The following is a 23,405-nucleotide window of genomic DNA, read 5'->3' on the forward strand; positions in this document are numbered from 1 at the left end:
GCTCGGCACTAGCATTCGAGCATGACGAGCGAATCGGCGTGGGCCCGCACCCCCATTCAGCCGCAATCCGTTGACGCACCGCTCTCCCGTTCGGCGGTCTTCCTCACCCTCACGCTGAGTGGCCACCCCGACGCGGCGGCACGGGCGCGTTCCGTGCTCGGCGATCTCGGCGGACTCGTGCGCGCGGTGGGATTCCGTGATCTCGGGGCGCACTTGTCGTGCGTCGCAGCGATCGGCTCGGAGGTGTGGGATGCCGTCACCGGCCTGCCTCGGCCGGTGCAGCTTCATCCGTTCCCCGCCGTCGTTGGGCCAGCCCACACGGCACCATCGACCCCCGGCGACCTCTTTTTTCACATCCGGGCCGAGCGCGACGACTTCTGTTTCGAACTCGAGCGCCTCATCCTCGACAAACTCGGTAATGCCGTACAGGTCGCCGACGAGACGGTGGGTTTTCGCTACTTCGACTCGCGCGACCTTCTCGGTTTCGTCGACGGTACCGAAAACCCCACGGGCTCGGGCATGCGCGAGTGGGCGCTCGTCGCCGACGGCGACCCGGATCACGCGGGCGGAAGCTACGTTGTCGTGCAGAAATACCTCCACGACCTGGCCGCGTGGAACGCGCTCAGTACCGAGACGCAGGAGAAGATCATCGGGCGCACGAAGGCCGACAACGTGGAGCTCGACGACCTCCCGCGCAAGTCGCACAAGGACCTCGCGACGATCGTCGATGACGATGGCGTCGAGCACGACATCCTGCGCGACAACATGCCGTTCGGCAGGCCGGGTGCCGGCGAGTTCGGCACCTACTTCATCGGCTACTCGAAGGACGTGTGGGTGACGGAGCGGATGATCAGCGCGATGTTCCTCGGTGACCCTCCCGGTTCGTACGATCGCATCCTCGATGTCTCGCACGCCGTCACGGGTGCGACTTTTTTCGCACCGTCGAACGACGTCCTGGAGTCCTTCGGCGACTAGTTCGCGGCTGCCCTGGTGAGGTGCTCGACCTCGACGGGAGCCGTCGAGAACGCCTTCGCCGCGGCGATGAGCTCATCGTCGGCCTCGGTCGATCGCACATCGTGCTGCGCGAGGTGTTCCCGCCAGCTGCCAAGCCAGAACGCCTCGACCACAACACCGGGTCGTTCTCGGTCGTCGAACGCCTGCCATTGCCTGGCTCCCGTCCGTCGCCTGCTGCGTCCCAGGCGTTCGAGCGCGGAGAAGAACTCCCGGCGCGAGGCGGCGGGCACCGTGTAGCGCACGAGAACGAGGGTCGGGGCATCCTCGTCGATCGGCTCCTGATCGACCATGGGCACGTCGGTGAGCGGCAGGGGCACCGATGCCCTGCCCTTGTCTGCGGTGGAGAGGAACGGCCAGAACACCTGGCTGAGCGCAACCAGCAGCACGAGACCACCCGCGACGAGGGACGCCGTCGTCACCCCGATGAGAGCCGCCCCGGCACCCGCGAGCGCAGACCCCGCTGCCGTCGACCCAAAGAGCACGATCTGGTAGATCGAGAGTCCTCGAGTACGCACCCACACCGGGAGGAAGGACTGCACCGCGCCGTTGAGGCTCGCGAGCACGGCGATCCACGCGAGACCCATGATGACGAGCACCACCACCGTGATAGCCAGCACGTCCACCGCGGCGATCGCCGCGAGGCCGAGTCCGAAGACGACGGATGCCACGAGCACGGTGCTGTTTATGCCTATCCGCCGCACCACCGGCGTGAGCACAAATGCACCAGCGATCGATCCGCCACCGATCGCGGTCAGAAGCAGGCCGTACCCACCGGAGTCGAGGCCCAGCGGTCCACTCGCGATGAGCGGAAGGAGGGCGAACAACGCCGAGGCGGGCACGATGAACAGTCCGAGTCTCAGGAGGATGCGCCGCACCACCCCCGAGTTCGCCACATACCGCAGTCCCGCCCGGAGGCCATCGACGAACGGCTCGACCCGCTGCTCCGGCGGATGGTAGCCACGCCAGAACACAACAACGAGCAGGAAAAAGGCAAACGTAGCGGCGTTCAGTGCGAAGACGAAGGGAACACCGAGACCAGCGATGGCGACGCCCGCAATGGCGGGACCGAGAGCCCGCGCGATGTTGACGGAGATCGAGCTGAGGCTCGCGGCCTGCGGGATGAGGGCACGCGGCACGATGTCCGGCACGATCGCCTGATACGCGGGCAGCTGCACCGCAGACGCGGCGCCGAGAAGAAAGGTGAGCCCCAAGAGCAGAGCGGGTGTCATCGCGCCCGTGGCGGTGAGCACGGTGAGCACGAGACCGATCACCACCTGCGCGGCCTGGACGACGATGAGCAGACTGCGGCGGTTCACGAACTCCCCGAGCACACCGGCAGGGATGCCGAGCAAGAGGATGGGAGCCGCGGACGCGCTCTGAACGAGTGCGATCACGATCGGCGAACTGTTGTTCTCGACGAGGAACCATTGCGCTCCGACCGTCTGCATCCAACTGCCGATGTTGGAGACAAGTGCCGCGATCCACAGGGCTCGGAACGCCGAGACACGCAGCGGAGCGAACGCCGAACCGGCCTGCTCGGAGCTCGTGCTCGTCATCGTCCCAGTATGCGCGATGGGGGGTTCGTGGCGCGGGCCTGACGCCCAGGCGTCGGCACCTAGCATGGGGGGATGACCACCCCCTTCCTCCTCTCCGACGAGGTGTCCGCAGCCCTCGACGCCGGCCGACCGGTCGTGGCACTCGAATCGACGATCATCTCGCACGGCCTGCCGCGCCCGCGCAACCACGAGGCCGCCATCGAGTTTGAAAACATCCTCCGTGAGGCGGATGTCACACCAGCGACGATCGCGGTGCTCGACGGGGTTCCCCGCATCGGCCTCGACGCCGTCGGTGTCCGCCGCATCGCGGAGGAGGAACTCGCCAAGGCGAGTGTGCGCGACCTGCCCATCATCGCGGCGGCGCGCTCGAGTGCCGCCACGACGGTGGCTGCCACCTCCCACCTGGCCTCGCTCGCGGGCATCCGTGTCTTCGCAACGGGAGGGCTCGGCGGTGTTCACCGTGGCGCGTCGGAGAGCTTCGACGAGTCGGCCGATATCTCCACCCTCGCGGTGACCCCCATCACGGTCGTGAGTGCGGGGGTGAAATCGGTGCTCGATATCGCCGCGACACTCGAGCGCCTCGAAACCCTGAGTGTCCCCGTGATCGGATTCGGCACACGGATCTTCCCGAGCTTCTGGTTGCGAGAGTCCGAGTTCGAACTGGACTGGGCGGTCAACGATGCAGCAGAGGTTGCCGCGATCATGAAAGCGCAGGATGAGCTCGGCCACGGTCAGGGCATCGTTGTCGCCAACCCGATCCCGCTCGACCAGCAGTGGGACCCGGCAGAGCACGACCGTATCCTCGCGGACGCCCTCGCCCTCGCCGACGAGGCAGGTGTCACGGGCAAGGCGGTGACCCCGTTCCTCCTGTTGAAGATCGTGGAACTCTCGGAGGGTCGCAGCCTCGAGGTCAACCTCGATCTCGCCCGCAACAACGTGCGGGTCGCCGGTCAGATCGCCACGGCCTGGTCCGCGCTCCGCTGACATGGCAACCCGTTCGCGGATCATCTGCTTCGGCGATGTGATCGACGATGTCGTGGTGATCCCGAACGGTGCGCTGCGCGAAGACACCGACACACCGTCGACCATTCGTTTTGTGGCTGGCGGTTCAGCGGCGAACACGGCGGCGTGGCTCGGCGAACTCGGAGCAGACGTCGACCTCGTCGCGAGTGTCGGCGAGGGCGACGCGGCCCGCCACGCTGCCGCACTGGGCGGAGTGAGAACTCATCTCACCGAGCGGGCGGGGCTTCCCACGGGCACCATCGTTGTGCTCGTCGACGGGGAACGGCGTCACATGCTCACCGAGCGGGGAGCCAATACCGCCCTCGATCCCGCGACGGTCACGGATGCCCTCCTCGACGACGCGGCTGTGCTCCACATCACCGGCCACACCCTCCTCAATCCGCTCGCCCTCGGCGACCTCGTGGACCGCGCGGGTCGCGCCGGCGTCGCGGTCTCGGTGTCACCCGGTTCTGCCGGGTTTCTTCAGGACATCGGGGTGGCGCGGTTTCTCGAGGCGTTTGCCGGAGCATCCATCGTGTTCGCGAGCCTCGATGAGGGTCGCGTCATCACCGGACTCGTGGAGCCGGCCGAGGTCGCTGCGGCACTCCCGTTCCCTCACGTCGTGCTGACCCTCGGCAGGGACGGGGTTCTGGCAGGGGTCGACGAGCACCTCCGAGTGCCGGCGGTGCGGGCATCCGCCGTCGACCCGACGGGCGCCGGTGACGCATTTTGCGCCGGGTACCTCGCCGAGTGGGTCGCGTCGGGGAATGTGCACGCTGCGGCGATCGCGGGTACACAAACGGCGGCTCGAGCCGTCGAGACGGTGGGGGCGAGGCCGCTCAGTTCGCGGCCTTGACCGCCTCGTAGGCCGCAAGCGCGTCCTTGCGGCTCTCCTTCAGATCCACGATGGGATCCGGGTAGTCCGGTGTGCCGTATTCCGGCACCCAGCGGCGAATGTAGTCGGCATCCGGGTCGAACTTGGCGGCCTGGAGTTCGGGATTGAACACGCGGAAATACGGCGCGGCATCCGCGCCAGACCCCGCAACCCACTGCCAGCTCCCCGGGTTGTTGGCCTCGTCGGCGTCGACGAGGGTGTCCCAGAACCACTCCTCACCGATGCGCCAATCGACGAGCAGATTCTTGATGAGCAGGCTCGCGGCGACCATCCGGACACGGTTGTGCATATAGCCGGTGTGCCAGAGTTCGCGCATACCGGCGTCGACGAGCGGGATGCCCGTCCTGCCGTGATGCCACGCGTCGAGGGTCTCGTCGTCGGGCTCCGACCACCCGAAGGCGTCGAACGCTGGCCGGAAATTCTTCGTCGCGAGGTCTGGCCAGTGGTACAGGAGGTTCCAGTTGAACTCGCGCCAACCGACCTCGCGCAGATACCCGGCCGACTTCGGGGAGCGACCCTTCACGCTGTGCCACAACTGGTAGGGGCTGATCTCCCCGAAGCGAAGGTGCGGCGAGAGCCGACTCGTCGCGGGAACGGCGGGTTCGTCACGTCGGTCGTACTGATCGAGGCCGTTCTCGAGGAAGTCGGCGAGGCGCGCCTGGGCACCGAGCTCACCGGGCGTCCAGGTCTCGCGTAGACCGCCGGCCCAATCGGGACGGGTCGGGAGCAGGCGCCATTCGTCGAGGTCCTCAGACAGGATGCCGAGACCGACGTCGGCGGGTCCCCTGATCGCGCTCAGATCGGGCTCGGGGAGGGGCATCCTCACGTCCCGTTCCAGACTCGCGCGCCAGAACGGCGTGAAGACGCGGTAGGGGGAGCCGTCCGAGGTCGTGATCGTCCACGGCTCGACGAGGAGATTCGCGGCGAAGCTCGTCGCCTCGCGACCGCCCTCGCGGAGTCGGGCCTTGAGGCGGGCATCCACCTCCCTGCTGGAGGAATAGCGCCGGTTCCAGAAGACGGCTTCCGCATCGACCTCGTCGGCGAGTGTCGCGAGAACCTCGTCTCCGGCTCCGCGTCGCAACACGAGTGAACCGCCAAGGCGCTCGTTGATGGCAGCAAGAGAATGGTGCAACCACCATGTGCTGGCGGCCCCGAGGGTGCGGACTTCGGGGCTGACCTCGTCCAAGACGTACACCACGATGACGTCGCCGCCGTGGCCGACCGCGGCGTCGAGCGCGGGGTTGTCGGCGAGCCGAAGGTCGTCACGTAGCCAGACGATCGAGGTGCCCGTCACGAGGGGGCGCCCCCGTTGCGGAGCTTGTCGCACAGCTGTGTGAGCGTCTCGAGTTCGTCGGACGAGAGTGAACTGCCCACCCGGCGCTGGATGGAGTCGGCATGCTGGACGGCCACCGAGAGGAAGAGCTCATATCCCGCGTCCGTGAGATGTGCCACCGTCCCGCGGCCGTCGCCCGGATCGGATTCCTTGCTCACGAGGCCGCGCGCCGCGAGGCGGTCGACCAGTCGGCTGACGCTCGGCTGGGAGAGGAGCAGATGTTTGTTGAGATCACGGATGCGCAACCGGCGTCCCGGCCACCGGCTCAGGTTGAACAGTACGTCGTACTCGGTGAACGAGATTTCATCGGACGGAAACTCGGCGTTCAGTTCACGTAGCACCGCGACTTGCGCGCGGAAGAGCGCTTCCCACGCAGCGACGGATGCGGCTCGTTCGCTCACCCTCACCACTCTAGATTGCGCCGGTGTCACTGGAGTAGACAGCTCGCGCTAAAGTATTCATGTTTTCGGCCGTAGGGGACGCGGTCACCGCCATCAAGGGGGTGATATGCGTCTGCGCCCGCAGAACGAGTACATGGCACGACCCGAGCTCGACGCGGTCTTCGACCGGGTGAAGTCCTTCGCGGTCCTGGAAGCGTCCCGCGGGAGTGGCAAGACCGCCGCCATCCGCGAGTGGACATCGCGTCGACCGGACCACGTGTTCGTCGAGGATGCCGCGGATCAGGCTGTCGCACTTCGTGCCGAACGAGCGCTCTCGAACGGCGCGACCATCGTCATCGATCAATTCGAGCGAGCTCCGCTGGGCCTCGCTCACGAGCTGCTTGACCTCCGCGCGCGCCATCCGCGAGGGCGAGTTATCGTCGCGGGGCGGTCCGTCGGTGTACTCGCGGATCGTGTCATCCGGGTCCGACACGGCATCGAACGCATCCCGCCAGAAGTCCTCGATCTCACCGATGCTCAGATCGAGGTGATCGTGGGCTTGCGTCCGGCGGCCGCTCAGGCGGACGCTCTTCGGCTTCCCCTCGTCTGCCTCACCGCTGGCAGTCTCGTGGCCGAAGAGGGAATGGACATCCTCGAGGCGACCGATCTCGCAACCGACGCCGCCCTGCGTGAAGCGCTCGACGGGTTCGGCGCCGTCGTGCAGCGCGCCGTCGAGCGAGCGGCAATCCCCGTCGAACTCCCCGAGCAACCGCAGCACCCGCCAGGAGGATTCGACTTCGCCGACTATCGCGAACTCATCAACGAACTCACGCGACGTGGCCTCGGCACGCGACAGGATGCCACGTTCCGTTTCGCGCCGGCCTGGCGTAGGGCGCTCAACACGCGCCTGCGCCGTGCCGCGCCCGTTGAGTTCCGTCGTGCTCATGCCGCTGCGGCCACCTCCGTCGCTTCCGCGCATCCTCTCCGCGCTCTCGACCACTACCTCGCGGCTGGGCAACTCGAGGAAGCGGCAGCGCACGCGCGTGAGCATTGGCTGGAACTCTCTGTTCTTCGCCCCATCGACACACTCGGTGTGCTGGACGGCGCGGCGCGACCGGCCGTCCTGCGCTCGACAACACTCGCAGCGCTCGCCGCGAGTGCCACAGAAGCCAGCGGCGACCACCCCGGGGCGGAAGCGTGGTGGCGGGCGGCTATCCAGCTCGGAGGCCGAGCGAAGCCGCCGGGCACTCGCCGTGGATCCCGCCGAGACCGAGCGTGGGCGATATTCGTCCGGGCGAGAGCGCTGCGCGGGCTCTCCGCATTCTCGGCCGCCGCGACGGCGGCGCGCGAGGGGATGACACTACTGGACCCCTCGCGATTGCTTCCGTCGCGGGGCTCCACGGCTGCAGTGATGATGACCGAATTCGCGCTCGCGCTTCTTCACGATGGCCACGTCGATGCGGCCCGCTCTTCACTGCATCTCGCAGCCACCCTCGCTCCAACGGGCTCTGCTGGCTGGTACTCGGCCCGAGCTCTCGGAGCGGCCCTCGTTGCCTTCTGCGGCGACACCCGACGCGCACGCCGTGACCTTGATGAGATCGATAGTCATCTGATCGACCGCACACTGTCGACGACGTCCATCGGTGGTTGGGAGAGATTCGCGCGAGCCGTGATGCTCGCTGACGACGGAGATCGCGAGGCCGCTCTGGTCGAGATGGCGCGCGCTCGCGCGTTGGCGACACCCGATGCGGCTGCCTTCATCGAGGTCGGTCGAATGCTCGTGCAGTACGTGAGCGGGCATCCCGAACACGCCACCGACATCGGATCCGCGGAAAGGTTCCGTTCTGATTTCGTGGAGGCGGCCTATCGCTGGAATCGAGCCTGGGCCTTCCTCGCTACCGGCCGCGTGAGACTCGCCCGGGCCATGATCGACGGATTCGACCCTCGACTGGTGTCCACCGTTCTCCTTCGCGCGGTCGACCTGAGGATCGCCGGGCGTGATGGTGACGCACTCGCGCGCCTGACTCCGCTGCTCACTCAGCCTCAGGACGAGATGCTGCTTCGCCCCCTTGCTGCGGGCCTTGCGCTCCTCGTTGCGGTCGCTGTCGATCTCGACGAGGAGGACGTGGCAGCCAGCGCTCTGAATCGACTCGACGAACTCCACACCGTATTCGGTTCTGGCGTGCCCGGCCATCTGCTTCGCGAGCGGGATGTACACGCCGTCACGGCGCGGATTCCGCGGAGCCGGAGCATTCTCGAACGTATGCTCCCGGCTGGAGCGCGACCGGTCTCGGTGATCGTCGCGCCGGCGGCCCTCACCACCGCCCAAGAACGCGTTCTGAGTGCGCTCGCCGAGGAGTCTTCTGTGCCCGAGATCGCCTCACGCCTTTCCCTCTCCCGCAACACCGTGAAGTCTCATTTGCGCGCGATCTATCGATCCCTCGGCGCACGCGATCGTCAGGATGCCCTGAGACGCGCAGCACGAATCGGCCTTCTCACGCTTCCCGTCGACTGATTTGCCAAAACTTCACCCCGGCTTTCACCCCGGGTGGCGTCGGTCGCGACGTACCGCGAACATCCCCGTCACTTCGCGGAATTTTGCCACCCCGTTACCACCTAACACCCCGCACCACGCAGCCTGGTTCCCCCGACTGGGGGGTTTCAAAGTCGTCTCCCAGGCATCGCCCACTGACGCCTGCTTGAGGTTCATTCGCATCCCCCGGACACTTCTCACGTCCGCACCCGACAAGCGGACCGACCTCGCGCGATCCGACGCGCAGCGAGGCGTGTGAGGAGTTCACCATGTCCAGACAATCCGCCAACTTGAGCCGCCGCGTTCGTGTGCGCGCCGCCGTCGCAACGATCGTGTCGGCCGCGCTCGTCTTCGCTGTGCCAAGCGTCGCCAGCGCCGATCCGGTCATCACGAGTCTGTCCGGCACCGTGACCCTCGACACCAACGCGAACGGCGCCATAGACGCGACAACCGCCGAGGGCACCGCCGAGCCTGGCCTCGGTGGAGTGCAGATCGATGTCGTGTGCGTTGCGACCGGCACGAGCATCCTCACGACGACGTCGGATGCCGCGGGCGCGTGGTCTTTCGCTGACATCGACCTCGGCCCCACGTGCGCCGATGGCAATGTGCGCGTGAAGGCGGAGGTCGCGGACACTCGCTACTCCATCACCGACGCTGCGGGCAGCAACCAGACACCACGCACGGCCGACGAGCAGGTCGGCCTCTCCGCGCCGATGACCCTCGCATCCGGCAGCACAACCGTGGTCGACACCCTTGTGCGCCCCGATTGGTACCTGAACCTCACACTCCCCGCCGACTCCGCACTGGGCGGCCCCGCCGTCTACACCGGCACAACCCCGTTCGACTCGGTATGTCCCCAGGCCGGCAACGACTGCGCCATCGATGACGACGTCGTGCGTACGGCCGACCTCGTGACCTTCACGTGGGCAGTGGCGGGTTCCAGTCTCGATGACCTGTCGGAGAACCTCGAGGCGGTCATCCTCGAGCAGACCATCGAGCTGCACGACGGCGCCCTCGCCAACTTCGTCCGTATCCCCGCACGCTGCAAGCCCGCCGGTGGCGGTGGCGCGTCACCCGTGAGTGTCATCATCGATCAGGACGGCACCGTCATCCCCGAGGGCCAGCCAGCCCCCGCAGGCACGACCTCGGTGACCCTCCGTTGCAACCTCGGCGAGTGGACCCAGACTGGGGACGCCGTCACGATCCAGCCGGTCGTCAAGATCTCCGCGGAGTCGCCCAACGGCTCCTCCTTCGACACGATCGCGCGCGCCTACGCGGTCGACCCCGAGGCAACGGATGTCCCGACCGCCGTTCCCACGGCCGAGTACCCGTACGGACCCATCGACATCACCGCCGCCCCGGCGTACGAGATCGAGAAGAAGGGCTTCTTCAACCAGGACGAGGGCACCGGAGATATTGGTCGCGGGCCAGAGCCCGGCTACTACACGTATGCGGTCATCCAGATCAAGACCAACAAACGCGTGGGAGTCGAGGCGTTCGAGCAGCCGGTCACCATGACCGAGGATGTTTTCGCGCTCCTCGGCGACGGCATCAATCCGTACCCCGGATTCGAATACGCCATCACGAACTGCATGCCCAACCCGAACGGGTGGTACGGCACGGTGGGCGGCAATGCCCCGTCGTGGGGTGACTTCGGCCCCGGCTGGACTGTCTCGAACTCGGGCTCCTGCACCATGGCCCGCACGGACCCGTCCGACCTTACGAGCGACTACTCGATGACGCTCGACAACATCGACCTCAGCGGCACGACCTACCCTCAGTGGGCTGCCGGCAACATCGATCTGTCGGCGGGGCCGTACTACGTGGCCTCCTATCGCATCCAGATCTTCATCCCCCTCGCCTCCATCGAGAACGCGGACGGCGACCCGGACAACGAGTCCGGGAGCCTTGCCCTCTTCAATCGTGTCGGCGACTTCGATCCCGACGGCATCTCGGGAGCGAGCAACTTCGGCGACGGACGCGAACCGGGATGGTGCGAACCGGAGTCGGTGGATGGCATCGCGATCACCGATCCCGAGATGCCCTTCTGCGACCCGTCCGGGACGAACACGTCGACGCCGACCAAGTCTGACAACGTCATCGGCCCGACGTACTTCCAAAAGCTGCCACCGGGCTACGGCTTCACGAAGTATTTCCTCAACCACAGCGACCTTTATGCACCGCAGTGGAATCTCCTTCCCGGATTGACGTCGCCGCACGCGGGCGACGCGCAGATGCAGCCGGGGCAAGTGGTCGACACCCACTTTGACTTCGTGCCAACGCAGGGACTTGCCCCCGCTACGAACGGCCGCATGTGCGACGTTTTCGACAACTCGATGGCCGTCCTGGTGCCCTCGGAGGAGACCGTCAACGGAGGAACGGGAGACATTTGGGCTTGGCTCTCGCCCGATGATGGAAAGGTTCCGGACCGCGCGGCCTGGAATGCCAAGTGGATCATCGAGTTCGCACACTTCGACATTGCCACCGACGATCCTCTTTCCGGCGGTTTCGATTCGACTACGGGCCGCTACGTCGGAAACTGGGCCGCTCAGGCCGCCGTTCGCTGCGACGACGACGCACCGGAAGACGGATGGTTCGTCGACCCCACCGCCGTTCCTGGCGGCATCGACGAGGTAAACGCGATTCGAGTGCGCCCCGGAATCGACCCGGACACGGGCGAAGAGACGCTGCTCCCTGTCGGCTTCAACAACCGCCTGGACTTCGGTATCCGTATCCGATCGCAGTTCCACGGGGGTCCGAACGACGGAGAAGACCTCCCGTCGGGTGCTGTTCTCGCGAACTTCGGCGCCGTCCGTTCTGACGAAGTGAACGGAGGGGCCTGGACTGGCAGGGCTTACTCGCCGTCACCGGAGAACGGCCACGGGGACGGGGATCGCGTCACCATTTCGCGGGCGACCCTCGCCTTGCAGAAGCAGACCATCACGGTCGACGGCATCGGCGACGGAGCCGCAGCGGCTGGCAACACGGGCAACGCGGTCGCTGGCAATCCGATCGTGTGGGAGATCCTCGCGAGCGTCAACGGCACGAGCGAAGAGCCTGCACCCGTCGACAACCTCCAGATCGTCGATGTGTTACCGAACTACGCTGACTACGACCCCGATTGCACTGCGGACATCGCCGGGGGAACTCCCGCGGATATCGTCCAGTACGACACCCCGTCGGCCGGTCAGACCACACTCACCTGGAACCTCGGCGAGTGGCTCCCGAATACCCCCGTGCCGAACCGTCGCATTTGCACGGTGAGCGATCCGCTGGCACCGCAAGGCACCGCTCTCGTGAACACCGCGACCATCCAGTACCAGGGGTCTCCGACGCGACCGAGCGACCAGCACACGGTCACACTCGAGCAGACCGGCGAGCTCAAGCTGCGCAAGACGGTGGATGCCCCGCTCGACGTTCTCAACGACGATCAGCGCTACACGATGTCGCTGCAGAACTTCAGCCAGACGCTCACGGTGGGCGCACCGACGTTCATCGAGGTCTTCCCGTTCAACGGTGACGCCACCCCGCTCGGTGGGGTGAACCGCTCGCCGGCCTCCGACTTCGAAGGCTCGCTCGAGCTCATCGAGGCGCCGACGGCGGAGAACATGACGGGCGGTGCCTACTCCGGCACGTTCTACTACTCGATCCAGAACCCGGCGACCATTCACCAGGATCTGAACCAGGATGCCCAGAACACCTGGCTCACCGAAGGTGAACTGCTCGGCGACTTCTCGAATGTCACCGCGATCAAGTTCGTCGGCGACGCGGACCTCACCCCGATCTCGGGGCTTGCCACGAGCGGCGTCACGATCAGGTTCGGGCTGCAGGCCGGCGACACGAGTAACCCGTTCTCGGAGGATGCGAACGCCGCCGGTGATCTCTACTCCGACCGCTTCACAGCGTTCACCGAAAGCTTCCAGTCGGCGGGTGGCGACTACCAGATCCTCGCCTCGAACCGCGTGACCGTTCGTACGGTCTCGCATTCGGTGGGCGACCTCGTTTTCGAGGATCGCGACGGTGACGGCGCGTACACGGAGGAGCGCGATCGACTCGTGCCCGACGGCGTCACGGTGAACCTCTACTACGAGGGAATGGACGGTGACGTGCTCGTGGCCACAACGACCACGACCGACGGCACGTACCTCTTCACCGAGCTTCCCCCGGGCGATTACCACGTCGAGATCCCGGCAAGCGAGTTTGGTGCCGGAGGCCTCCTCGAGGGCTACTCGATCACGAGTGCCCCTGCCGCTGGTGCTGGCGAAGTCGCAGTCGATGAGAACGACGACGTCTCGCACGACGCTATCGGAGGTCCGGGAGGCTCGATCGTCTCGAACACGTTCACGCTCTCGGCATCCGTCGATCCGCAGACGTCCGCCGTTAGCGGGGACGAACCGACGGGCGAGAACATCCACGGCATCGTCGACCCGACGACAACCGACCCGTTCTCTAACCTCTCCATCGATCTCGCCCTCCAGCAGGCGCCGGGCATCGACATCGAGAAAGAGGTATGCACCCTGGCCGACAACTCGTGCGACCCGGAAGCAGCACTCGGCGAGGGCGGCTGGTCGGTCGACGGCGTCGCAGGCGTCGGGCCGGACACGGAGACGACCCAGCGCCCCTACGGTTCGGCCGTGCTCTGGCGCATCATCGTCACCAACACGGGAGACCAGTACCTCGAGGGTGTCGAAGTCACGGACGAAGTGACGCCGGAGTGCGCGGCGACGGAGGAGGATGTCGCGGCCTTCGCGGACTTCGCCCCCGGAGCATCCGAGAGTTGGACGTGCGAGACCGCGTCAATCACGGCCAACATCACGCCCAACACCGCGACCGTGGAAGGCACTCCGACCGGCGGTGGTACAACCCTCACCGATGTCGACACCGCCAACGCGACCACAGCGGGATCGCTCGTGATCAACAAGGTCGTCACCGGCCCGGGTCTCGAGGAGTTCGGTTCCGGACCGTTCACATTTGACGTGGTCTGCACGTTCAACGGCGGCACCGTCTACGACGATCAACTCACGCTCTCGCTCGAGGGGGAGGCGACAACCGTCACGAGCGACCCGATCACGGGTCTGCCGCTCGGCTCCTCGTGTGTGGTCACCGAGACGGACAACGGCGGTGCGGATGCCACTCCTGCGCCGGTGACCGTGGAGATCGTCGACAACGACCAGCAGAACACGGTGATCGCCGAGCTCACGAACGCCTTCTCCGTTGGCTACCTCGAGCTCGCCAAGGTGCTCGACGGCACGGCGGCCGAATGGGATTACGTCGCGGACCTCGAGTTCGAGGTTCTCGTCACGTGCCAACTCGAGTCGACCGACGATGAAGGGGAACCGGTGCTCGGCACCGTCCACTCGGGCACCGTGGTCATCCGGGGCGGCGAGACCATCGCCATCGAGGATGCCGAGGGTAATCCGATTCCGCTTCCCATCGGCACGCACTGTTTCGCCGAGGAGACCTCGACGGGTGGTGCGACGGAGGTGAACGTCGATGCTGATTCCTACGAGAGTGCTGTTGTCGTCGGCGCGAGTGAAGACGAGCAGCAGCTCGAGATCACGGCAACCAACACCTTCGACATCGCCGAGATCCGAGTGACCAAGCGCGTGACCGGCAACGGAGCTGCTGGACCGTACTCGTTCGAGCTCACCTGCCTCACGGCTGACGGGGAACCGTTCCCGCTCGATCCGGCGGATGCGGAGTTCACGCTGTCCCACGGTCAGACGCGGGTCATCGAGGTCTTGCACGGCGTCGAGTGCATGGCGGCGGAGCTGGACGCGCCGACGGATGCCACGGTCATCCTGCACGACACGGATGCCGAGAGCTCGGGCGGCGACAGCGACGGAATCGTCCTCGCCGATTCGGAGAAGCCCCACGAGATCACGATCACCAACCGCTTCCCGGCGTTGTCGGCCGATGGCCCCCAGCACGAGCTGGGCCACACCGGTGGGGGAGTGAACCCGACGCTCCTCCTGGGGGGTGTCGCGCTTCTTCTCGGTGCGCTCATCGTGTTCATCGGAAGGCGTCGTCGCGGGGAGGTCGGCGGTATGCGGAACTAGCCGACCAGGCGGGCCGTTCGATTATCGGGATCGGACGGCCCGCTGTTCCGTTCAGCCGGCGGCAACCGGCCCAGGGTTGGACGCCGCACGAGCTCGTGATGCCGCGTTGAGGATCATCCGCTCGGAGAGCGGCAGCAGGGCGAGGAGTCGTGCCATGGCCCGGTTCCTTGGGCCGGAGATGGCCACGAGCGGCGTGCGGCGTCGATCGAGCGCGGTCAGGGCCGTCGCCACAACATCCGCCGGGGTCTCGAAGGACGTTCCGGTCTCGACCATCCCCGCCGTCTGCCAGAACTCGGTGCGTGTTGCCCCCGGCACGAGGGTGAGCACCTTGACGGGTTCGTCGCGCACCTCGTAGGCAATCGCCGACGTGAAACGGTGCACGAAGGTTTTCGATGCTGCGTAGACGGCAAGGCCGGGGATGGGCTGCAGAGCTGCCATACTCGCCACGTTCACGAGCACCCCGTTGCCGGAGGCGATGAGGTCGGGGAGGAACTCGCGCGTGAGGTCTACGAGCGCGCTGATGTTGACGGCGATCTGATCGTGGACAACATCCGGGGCGGCAGAGAGCAGTGATGAGCTAGACCCGAGTCCGGCGTTGTTGACAAGCATGGTGATGCGGATGCCGCGCTCCTCGAGAGCGCGACGCAGCGCCGCAGCGGGGTGCGGTTCGGCCAGGTCGAGCGGCACGATCGTGACCTTGCTCCCGTGGTCGCTCTCCAGTCGATGGCGGAGTTCCTCGAGTCGATCGTGACGTCGGGCAACGAGCACGAGATCTGCTCCCCGCGCGGCAAGGTCGACGGCGAACTGGGCCCCTACTCCTGAACTCGCCCCCGTGATCAGGGCGGTCGATGTGCTGTAGTCCATAGGTCTCCTCGTATCTGGTCGATTGGTGAACACATGTTAACCACACCTGGTTAACATGTGTCAACCGGGGGTACGATGGGGGTGATGAATGCAACAGCGGGTCAGGCTGCCCGCCGTGAGGGCGACCAGCTACGCGGTGAGTTGCTCGCCGCGGCGGCGGCGCTCGCATCCGGCCCCCATCCCGTCGCGATCCCCTCGCTGAGAGCGGTGGCTCGGGCGTGTTCGGTCTCGGCGGCTGCCGTCTATCGGCACTTTCCCTCTCAGCACGCGCTCATGCACGCGGTGCTGCAGGAAGAGTACGGACGATTCGAGCGGGTTGTTCTCGCGCAGGACGACCCCAACGGGAGCCCCCGCGCGCGGTTGAGAGCACTGTCTCTCGCGTACGTGCGGTGGGGCCTAGACAATCCCGGCATGTACCAGCTGCTCTTCGAGAGCGCGGACCAGTTGCCCCCAGAAGCGGCGTTCCACAGTGCTTCCACAGAACTCTACGATCGGATGTTCGCGCTCATCGATGCGCTTGACCTGAGCATCCGGACCGCACACAGGACGCCCCGCGATGTCGCGGTTGATCGCCTCGCGATCGGCCTCCACGGGATTGTGTCGCTCGCCATTCACAAGGCGGGCACACGCTGGACGGTGCCGATCGAGGAGCTGGTGGAGGACTTTCTCCCGGCGTCATAGGCCCCGGACGGATGCGGAGCCGTTAACAGGATTGAGGGTCGGTTTCCGAGGCGGGAAACCGACCCTCTCCCTTGCACCAAGAGTGTCCTGCAATCACATTCCGCTGAAGCTGCCACAGCAAACAACTTCTGCTCTATGAATGTATAACGGAACGGTAACGCTGTCTAGTTACCATTCCGTTATTTTTCCTGCGAGTTCGCCGAGTGGCTGACTCGCGAAATTTTTCCTCGCATATCGCGTCATGGATCGCGCTTCTATGCCTCTCATCTCTGTCCCCACTTTTGCGGACTCGAGTACCGACCGCTACGGAAGCACCTCATGAACATCACCTCTCTCACAACCATTTCTCCCTCGCGATGGGCCGCCGCGCTCCTCTCCCTTGCCCTCGCCACCGGCTTCGTAGCGGCTACGGCCGCTCCCGTTTCGGCCGCCACGGGCTCCGTCGACAGCCCGTCGATAACAGTGGCTTCGGACGGCGACAAGACGGTGTCGCCCGTCCTCGACAACGACCTCCACAACGGCATCGTCGGCACAAACGACTCCGTGTGCTTCACGTGGGCAGTCTCGTCGGCGGGGCTCACGGACGGTACGTTCGCGCAGGCCCTTCCCGCGGGCTGGGCCTGGACCGAGGCATCCCTCGTCACACTCGTGAGCGACAGCGACCTCTACACGAGTAGCTATGCGATCACCGGTGACGTGGCCACGGGGCAGACCCTCACCGCCACGATCACGATCCCGCCGGGTTCGACCATCCTTCAGCTGGGACCGTTGTGTGCTGTGCCGACATCCAATGCGACGGTCGGAAACTACACGCCCACCCTCGTGGTGACCGACGGGGTGGGAGAGACGACGGTGACGGCGGACCCGATCGAGGTCGTCGGCACGCCGAAGATGGATGTGTCGAAGTTCCTCTATCGCAGCCAGGGCAACGCCCAACACGACTTCGGCTCGGGTCAAGAACTCGGGTCGTACATCGACTTCCGCATCGTCATCCAACAGCCGCTCGGGGCGCCGAGCTACGGCTCCCTTGCGACGGACTTTCCGGATCCCTTCACGATCAACGACGATTTCACGCTCTCCCTCCCGCTCTCAGCTCCGCACATCGAGCTGATCGAGGCGACGAACGGCACACCGACGCTCTCGGGCACCGACATCGTGGTGACCGGTGCCACCGGTGTGGGTGACGTGCCGTGGGGTGTCACGGTCCGCATGTGGTTCCGCGCCTCCGAGCTTCCCGCGCCCACCGATGAGCCGGCCTTCGTGAGCGTCGACAACACGGCGTCGGTTGATGAAGGATTCACCGACGAAGATCCATCGAACAACACGGGCACGGGAAGCCTTCAGGAGCCGATTGTCGGTGGTATCAACGCGACGACCGGCAAGGAAATCTACGTCGCGCTCGACGCCGACAATCCCGTCCTCGGTGTTGACCCTTCCGGCTCGGCTGCGCATGCGAACGTGACGAGCGGAATCGTGAGCCCCGGAGCTGTGATCTTCTCGCGGTCCTACCTCCAGCTCACGACGCGCCTCACCGGCGAGGTTGTTCCCGCCACCAACGCGATCAACTACGACTTCTGGGATCCGACCCAGCAGCAGCTCCACGGAACCGACGGCGACATCTACGTCGGCGGTGCCGGGGGCCCGGAGCTTCCGGCATCCGAGGTCGAGATCACCTACACCACGCAGGATGGAACCTCCGTGGATCCCGCCACACTGACATGGTTCTCACGAAGCGACCCCGCCTTCGACGTCACGACCGTGCGGGGCATTCGGATTCGATACATCGGTGACGGCACGAGTCACCAGTACACCCAGCCCTGGTATGTGGCGAGTGTCCCCTTCGATGTTGTGGAGTTGCCGAATCGAACGGTGCCCGACACGGCGAAGTTCTACGCCGACGAGGCGGAGAACCCGCCATTCTGGACCCGCTTCGTGACGACCTCCACCAATGTGTTGAGCCTCGCGAAGTCGGTCGACAAGCCGGCGATCGCTTCCGGCAGCTCCCTGACCTACACAATGAACCCTGCGGTCAACACTCCCCTCGGGGGCCAGCCGTCCGAGGTCACGGGGCTTATCGTCACCGACACACTGCCCACGTCGATCGTGTCCGTCGACGTCTCCGGCGTTGACCCCGACTGGAGTGTTTCGCAGACGCCCGGCGACCCAGGGCCCGATGGCATCCCCGGCACGAGCGACGACGTCTCGGGCATTGTTCTCGTCTTCAGCTACCTCCCCGGCGGCGGCGCGGTCACCACGGGCCAGTCCCTCGCACCGATCGTGTTCTCGGCGACGAGCTCGGCGCTTCGTCCCGCGTCCGGCACGATCATCAACTCCGCGGTGATCTTCGCGAACGAGACAGCTCAGGCCGAGATCGCTCGTACCGCCACCGCCGTCACGACGGTCGGCCAGGCAGATGTGCTCGGTAAATCGAAGGTCGCCGACGACCCGCAGATCGAGGTTCGCGACCCGCAGGTCTCGTGGACGAACTCGTGGTTCAACTTCCAGTCAGAGGCGCAGGGTCTCACCCACTTTGTTGACGTTCTGCCGTACAACGGCGATGGACGCGGCACCTCGTTCACGGGGACGGCGACACTCGCAAGCGCCACGATCCTCGGAGCCGACGCGGCGAGCTACACCCTCGAGTACACAACCGACGCGCCGGGCTCGATCGGTGCGGCACCCGCAACCGGGACCACGTGGCTCCCGGCACCGGCTGGCGGTGATTTCAGCGGAATCTCGGGCGTGACTGCGCTCCGAGCGAGTGTTCCGGTGTTCCTCAACGGTGAAGCCGGTCTCGGCGGCATGCGCGTTGTTCTTGACGTCGTAGGTCAGTCCGACGGCGACATCTACGCCAATACCCTCACCGGGCGCGTGAACATCGACCTGGCGGACCCCGTCGCGGGCAACCCGTTCCCGGAGGGCAACCCGGTGATCGTTGAGGTGGTCGCGAGCGACATCTCGGGAACGGTGTGGAGCGACGAGAACGGCAACGGCGCGGATGACGGCGAGCCCGGCATCCCCGGTGTGACGGTCTCGCTTCTCAACGCCGACGGCACTCCCGTTCTCGCCGCCGACGGCACCACCCCGGTCACGACCGTGACAGACGCGAATGGCTACTACGTCTTCGAGGACTACCACTCCGGCCAGTACCGCGTTGTAGTGCAGCCGCCGACCGGGGGCACCAACACCTACGACCTCGACGGCACTCTCGACAGCGACTCGGGTGATGTCGAACTCGGAGTCGACACCGTGCTCACCGACGTCGACTTCGGGTACCAGTTCTTCGGTGGTCTCGTCATCAACAAGGTGATTGCTGGGCCAGGAGGCGAGGCGTTCGGCGCCGGGCCCTTCGTGTTCGAGGTGGTGTGCACCTTCGACGGTGAGATCGTTCTCACCGACACAGTCACCCTGACACCCGCCGAGGGTGCCGCCGCGGTGACGAGCGAGATCATCGACGGCCTTCCGGCCGGCGCGAGCTGCACGGTCACCGAGACCGACAACGGCGGAGCGGATGCGACCCCAGCCCCTGTCATCGTCGAGATCGGGGCGACGAGCACCGTGACCGCAGAACTCACCAACCACTTCTCGCAGGGAATCGTCGAGGTCACCAAGGTCCTCGAGGGGGATGCTGCGGAATCGGATGCCGTGGCAGACCTCGAGTTCGAGGTGCTCGTCACCTGTCAGATCGAGACCACGAACGACGGCGGTGAGACGATCATCGGAACGCTGTACTCCGGCACGGCAACCCTTCGAGGTGGAGAGACGGTGCCCGTCGTTGATGCCGACGGTGACCCGGTCCTCCTGCCGCTCGGCGCGCACTGCTTCGGCGAGGAGACCGAGACACGCGGGGCAGACAGTGCCGTTGTCGATTACACGTCCTTCGATGACGCGGCGATCGTCGGGTCGAGTGACACCGAGCAGACCCTCACGATCACGGCGACCAACACGTTCGACTTCGTCGACATCACCGTTCGCAAGATCGTGAAGGGCGCCGGTTTGCCCGGACCGTTCACGTTCGAACTCGACTGCACGCGGGAAGGTGACCCCTATCCGTTGGCTGCGGATGACGCGGCGTTCACACTCTCGCACGGTCAGTCACGCACCATCCAGGTCCTCGCGGGCACCGTGTGTGCGGTGACGGAGACCAATGTGCCGTCGGGAGTCATCGTTACGACCGTGGACACCGACGACACCACGACCGGCGGAACCACCGACGGTGTTGTCATCGCGAACCCCCAGGGGCACACGATCACCGTCACCAACACCTACCCGGTCGTGTCCGGAACCGGCGGCAACGGTCTCGCGTTCACGGGAAGCTCACTCATCGTCGGGCCGCTCGTCATTGGCGGCATCGTCATGGTTGTCGGCACTGCGCTGGTGTTGCTCGCTCTGAGAGGGCGTCGAGCGCGCGACGCGCAGTAGCGACCGCGGGAGGGTAATCCCGCGCACCGGGGTCGACCTCCATCGGGGTGAGGTCGATCCCGGTGTCGTGTCGCGCGGGCGACATTCGCGCTGAGCGGGAAGAATCGAGCGTCATGGGCAAGCACGTCATAGCGGTCCCCGACGGGGGGATGCGGGAGCGTCTCAGCGCCGTCGACTCGAGCGCGACCTACATCGTGTGGGAGGCGGGGGGCGAGCAGCCACCGACGACTCCGGACCTCCTCGTGCTGCCCTACCTCATCACCGCCGACTACCTGTCCAGACTCGATGGCGCAGGGGTCGCCCTCGTCCAGTCCCAGATGCTCGGCTTCGACGGAATCGCCTCGTACCTTCCGCCGGGAGTCACCTACTGCAACGCCGTGGGGGTGCACGAGGCATCCACGGCGGAACTCGCGCTCGCACTCGTGCTTGCGGCGCAGCGCGGGATCCCCGAGGCCCTCTCCGACCAGTCGGACGGCCTCTGGAACCACGTTCGCACCCCGGGTCTGGCGGGCAAATCCGTTGTACTCGTCGGCGTGGGTGGTGTCGGCCGCGCGATCACGACGCGACTCGCACCGTTCGACCCGGAGTTGCACCGCTTCGCCCGCACCGAACGCACGGACGAGTTCGGCCTCGTGCAGCCCATGGGCAAGCTGCCGGATGCCCTCGCCTCCGCTGACATCGTCATCCTCGCCATGCCCCTCGACGACACGACCCGGGGTCTCGCCGATGCGGCGTTCCTTGCGCGGATGAAGGATGGGGCGCTACTCGTCAACGTCTCCCGCGGCCCCGTCGTCGTGACCGACGACCTCGTGCGCGAGACCTCGGAGGGCAGGTTGCGGGCGGCGCTCGACGTTGTTGATCCCGAGCCACTTCCTGTCGGGCATCCATTGTGGGCATCCCCGGGTGTCATCATCACTCCGCATGGCGGCGGCGACACCGACGCCATGACGGCGCGAATAGACCGCGTGGTGCTCGAGCAATCACGACGCCTCGCCGCCGGTGAACCTCCGGCGAACGCAGTGCTCGGCCCAGGGGCCGAACACGCGCGGCGAGCCTAGAAGAAGTCGGGACTCGGAGTGGAGGCCTGACGGATCGACACGTCCGCGTGGCGGTCGAAGCGGTATCCGACCCCGCGAACGGTGCGCACGATGTCTTCGTAGTCGCCGAGCTTCGCGCGGAGGCGACGAACGTGGACGTCGATCGTGCGCTCGTTGGGGATCTCGTCGTCGCCGACAGCCCAGAGCGAGGAGATGAGCTCCGAGCGGTCGATCGTACGACCTTCGCGCAGCACGAGGTACTGCAGAAGCTCGAACTCCTTGTAGGTGAGGGCAGCGACGTCCCCGTCGAGCACAACACGCTTGCGGGAGATGTCGATGACAACTCCTGTGCGGTGCTTGGGACTCGGTGCCTCTTCCTCCGTGTGGCGGTGGCGTGCGAGCGCGGCCGGGTCGTGGAGGGCGAGCCGAACGACATCGACGTCGCGACCACCGGCACCGACGGGTGCGAGGGCGACGGCGGCGTGCGTCTCGATCGTGGGGACGGCCTCGTGGAGGACCCCCTTGATCTTCTCGACGAGGGCGCCGAGCGAGGTTCCGGCAGCTGCTGCCGTCGCCTCGTCGATGCCGACGTAGACGACGAAGCCTCGTGCCTCGGTGCCGGAGGGCACGGCGCGCAGTCGGGGTGCGGCAGGCACGGTGGGGGTGGTGATCGCCTCGGGGGCGCGGTCAATGGTGGCAATAGACATGTGCTTGTGATCCTTGAGCTGGAGGTGAAGGGCCCCTGATGATGGGGTTGTGATCCTTCGGGGTACTGCGGGTGGAGCTACAGGTCTGGCCGTGATGAGGGCGCAGACCCGGGAGTCACGTCGATGGTGACTCGGCGGCGGGCTTTTTTAAGCCCCAGAGCCGATTACGCACACATTCGACAACACATGGACGCGCTGAAACCCATCACCTCGGAGGTGGTCAGGGCATACGCGCGAACAGTCATGCAGAGAACTATTGCACAGAGTCGCCGCTAGAACAAGAATCAGACGGTGCCGTAGAGGCGGTCTCCTGCATCCCCGAGCCCCGGCACGATGTATCCGACCTCGTTGAGCTTCTCGTCGAGTGCTCCGAGAACGATCGTGACATCGCGACCTTCTGTGGCTTTCTCGACAGCGGCGAGGCCCTCGGGGGCTCCGAGCAGGCAGACGGCCGTGACATCCACCGCGCCACGCTCGAAGAGGTACTCGATCGCGGCAATGAGTGAGCCGCCCGTCGCGAGCATGGGATCGAGCACGAAGCACTGACGGTTCGAGAGGTCATCGGGGAGTCGCTCGGCGTAGATGTCAGGTTGGAGGGTCTCCTCGTTGCGCACCATCCCGAGGAATCCGACCTCGGCTGTCGGGATGAGCTTCACCATTCCCTCGAGCATGCCGAGCCCGGCGCGAAGGATGGGGACGACGAGCGGGCGGGGGTCGCTGATGGCGAGACCCGTGGTCTGAGCCACGGGTGTCTGGATCGTCACCTCCGTGGTGCGCACACCGCGCGTCGCCTCGTAGGCGAGGAGGGTGACGAGTTCCTCCGCGAGAGCACGGAAGGTAGGCGACGGCGTGGTTCGATCCCGCAGCACCGTGAGCTTGTGCGTGATGAGCGGGTGGTCGGCAACGTGGACTCGCATAGGCT

The 23,405-nt window shown here is 66.0% G+C and carries 14 protein-coding genes; 8 read left to right on the top strand and 6 right to left on the bottom strand.

Annotation, left to right across the window (positions count from 1 at the left end):
* Window positions 1-21 precede the first annotated feature (21 nt).
* Window positions 22-975 (top strand): Dyp-type peroxidase, encoded by a 954-nt coding sequence (locus tag LH407_RS08805; RefSeq protein WP_322134362.1) that lies wholly within the window; start codon window positions 22-24, stop codon window positions 973-975.
* Here the strand turns inward: LH407_RS08805 and LH407_RS08810 are convergent.
* Window positions 972-2,570, bottom strand: a complete 1,599-nt coding sequence (locus LH407_RS08810; RefSeq protein ID WP_322134361.1) for an MFS transporter — start codon at window positions 2,568-2,570, stop codon at window positions 972-974. The genes LH407_RS08805 and LH407_RS08810 overlap by 4 nt on opposite strands.
* 72 nt (window positions 2,571-2,642) lie before the next feature.
* On the opposite strand from LH407_RS08810, the gene LH407_RS08815 reads away from it, so the two are divergent.
* Complete coding sequence (locus LH407_RS08815) at window positions 2,643-3,554, top strand: pseudouridine-5'-phosphate glycosidase (protein WP_322134360.1); 912 nt, start codon at window positions 2,643-2,645, stop codon at window positions 3,552-3,554.
* A gap of 1 nt (window position 3,555) precedes the next feature.
* Window positions 3,556-4,428 carry a carbohydrate kinase family protein gene (locus LH407_RS08820; protein WP_322134359.1) on the top strand — a complete coding sequence of 291 codons (873 nt, stop codon included), beginning with the start codon at window positions 3,556-3,558 and terminating at the stop codon, window positions 4,426-4,428.
* On the opposite strand, the gene LH407_RS08825 is transcribed toward LH407_RS08820, so the two are convergent.
* Window positions 4,412-5,761 (bottom strand): cryptochrome/photolyase family protein, encoded by a 1,350-nt coding sequence (locus tag LH407_RS08825; protein ID WP_322134358.1) that lies wholly within the window; start codon window positions 5,759-5,761, stop codon window positions 4,412-4,414. The genes LH407_RS08820 and LH407_RS08825 overlap by 17 nt on opposite strands.
* Window positions 5,758-6,201, bottom strand: a complete 444-nt coding sequence (locus LH407_RS08830; protein ID WP_322134357.1) for a MarR family winged helix-turn-helix transcriptional regulator — start codon at window positions 6,199-6,201, stop codon at window positions 5,758-5,760. The genes LH407_RS08825 and LH407_RS08830 overlap by 4 nt, the downstream gene beginning before the upstream one ends.
* Window positions 6,202-6,334: 133 nt before the next feature.
* Here LH407_RS08830 and LH407_RS08835 point away from each other — a divergent pair, with 133 nt between their 5' ends.
* Both LH407_RS08835 and LH407_RS08840 read left to right on the top strand, forming a co-directional pair.
* Window positions 6,335-8,695: a LuxR C-terminal-related transcriptional regulator gene (locus tag LH407_RS08835; RefSeq protein WP_322134356.1), complete on the top strand. Its 2,361-nt coding sequence runs from the start codon at window positions 6,335-6,337 to the stop codon at window positions 8,693-8,695.
* 287 nt (window positions 8,696-8,982) lie between these two features.
* On the top strand, window positions 8,983-14,772 hold the full coding sequence (locus LH407_RS08840) for a DUF5979 domain-containing protein (protein ID WP_322134355.1): 5,790 nt from the start codon (window positions 8,983-8,985) through the stop codon (window positions 14,770-14,772).
* A gap of 51 nt (window positions 14,773-14,823) precedes the next feature.
* On the opposite strand, the gene LH407_RS08845 is transcribed toward LH407_RS08840, so the two are convergent.
* Complete coding sequence (locus LH407_RS08845; RefSeq protein WP_322134354.1) at window positions 14,824-15,636, bottom strand: SDR family NAD(P)-dependent oxidoreductase; 813 nt, start codon at window positions 15,634-15,636, stop codon at window positions 14,824-14,826.
* 84 nt (window positions 15,637-15,720) lie between these two features.
* Between LH407_RS08845 and LH407_RS08850 the strand changes: the two genes are divergently transcribed.
* The 3 genes from LH407_RS08850 (at window position 15,721) to LH407_RS08860 (ending at window position 21,797) form a co-directional block, all read left to right on the top strand.
* The gene (locus LH407_RS08850) at window positions 15,721-16,317 is read left to right on the top strand and encodes a TetR/AcrR family transcriptional regulator (RefSeq protein WP_322134353.1); all 597 of its coding nucleotides are present in this window, start codon (window positions 15,721-15,723) and stop codon (window positions 16,315-16,317) included.
* A 318-nt stretch (window positions 16,318-16,635) separates the two neighbouring features.
* Entirely contained in the window at window positions 16,636-20,739 is a 4,104-nt protein-coding gene (locus LH407_RS08855) for a DUF5979 domain-containing protein (RefSeq protein ID WP_322134352.1), read from the top strand.
* A 113-nt stretch (window positions 20,740-20,852) separates the two neighbouring features.
* Window positions 20,853-21,797, top strand: a complete 945-nt coding sequence (locus LH407_RS08860) for an NAD(P)-dependent oxidoreductase (RefSeq protein ID WP_322134351.1) — start codon at window positions 20,853-20,855, stop codon at window positions 21,795-21,797.
* On the opposite strand, the gene LH407_RS08865 is transcribed toward LH407_RS08860, so the two are convergent.
* On the bottom strand, window positions 21,794-22,483 hold the full coding sequence (locus LH407_RS08865; protein WP_322134350.1) for a winged helix-turn-helix domain-containing protein: 690 nt from the start codon (window positions 22,481-22,483) through the stop codon (window positions 21,794-21,796). The two genes, LH407_RS08860 and LH407_RS08865, sit on opposite strands and share 4 nt — an antisense overlap.
* Before the next feature lie 284 nt (window positions 22,484-22,767).
* Entirely contained in the window at window positions 22,768-23,400 is a 633-nt protein-coding gene (gene upp / locus LH407_RS08870; RefSeq protein WP_322134349.1) for a uracil phosphoribosyltransferase, read from the bottom strand.
* Between the last annotated feature and the right edge of the window lie 5 nt (window positions 23,401-23,405).

The organism is Antiquaquibacter oligotrophicus, from assembly GCF_020535405.1.
Classification (GTDB): Bacteria; Actinomycetota; Actinomycetes; order Actinomycetales; family Microbacteriaceae; genus Rhodoglobus; species Rhodoglobus oligotrophicus.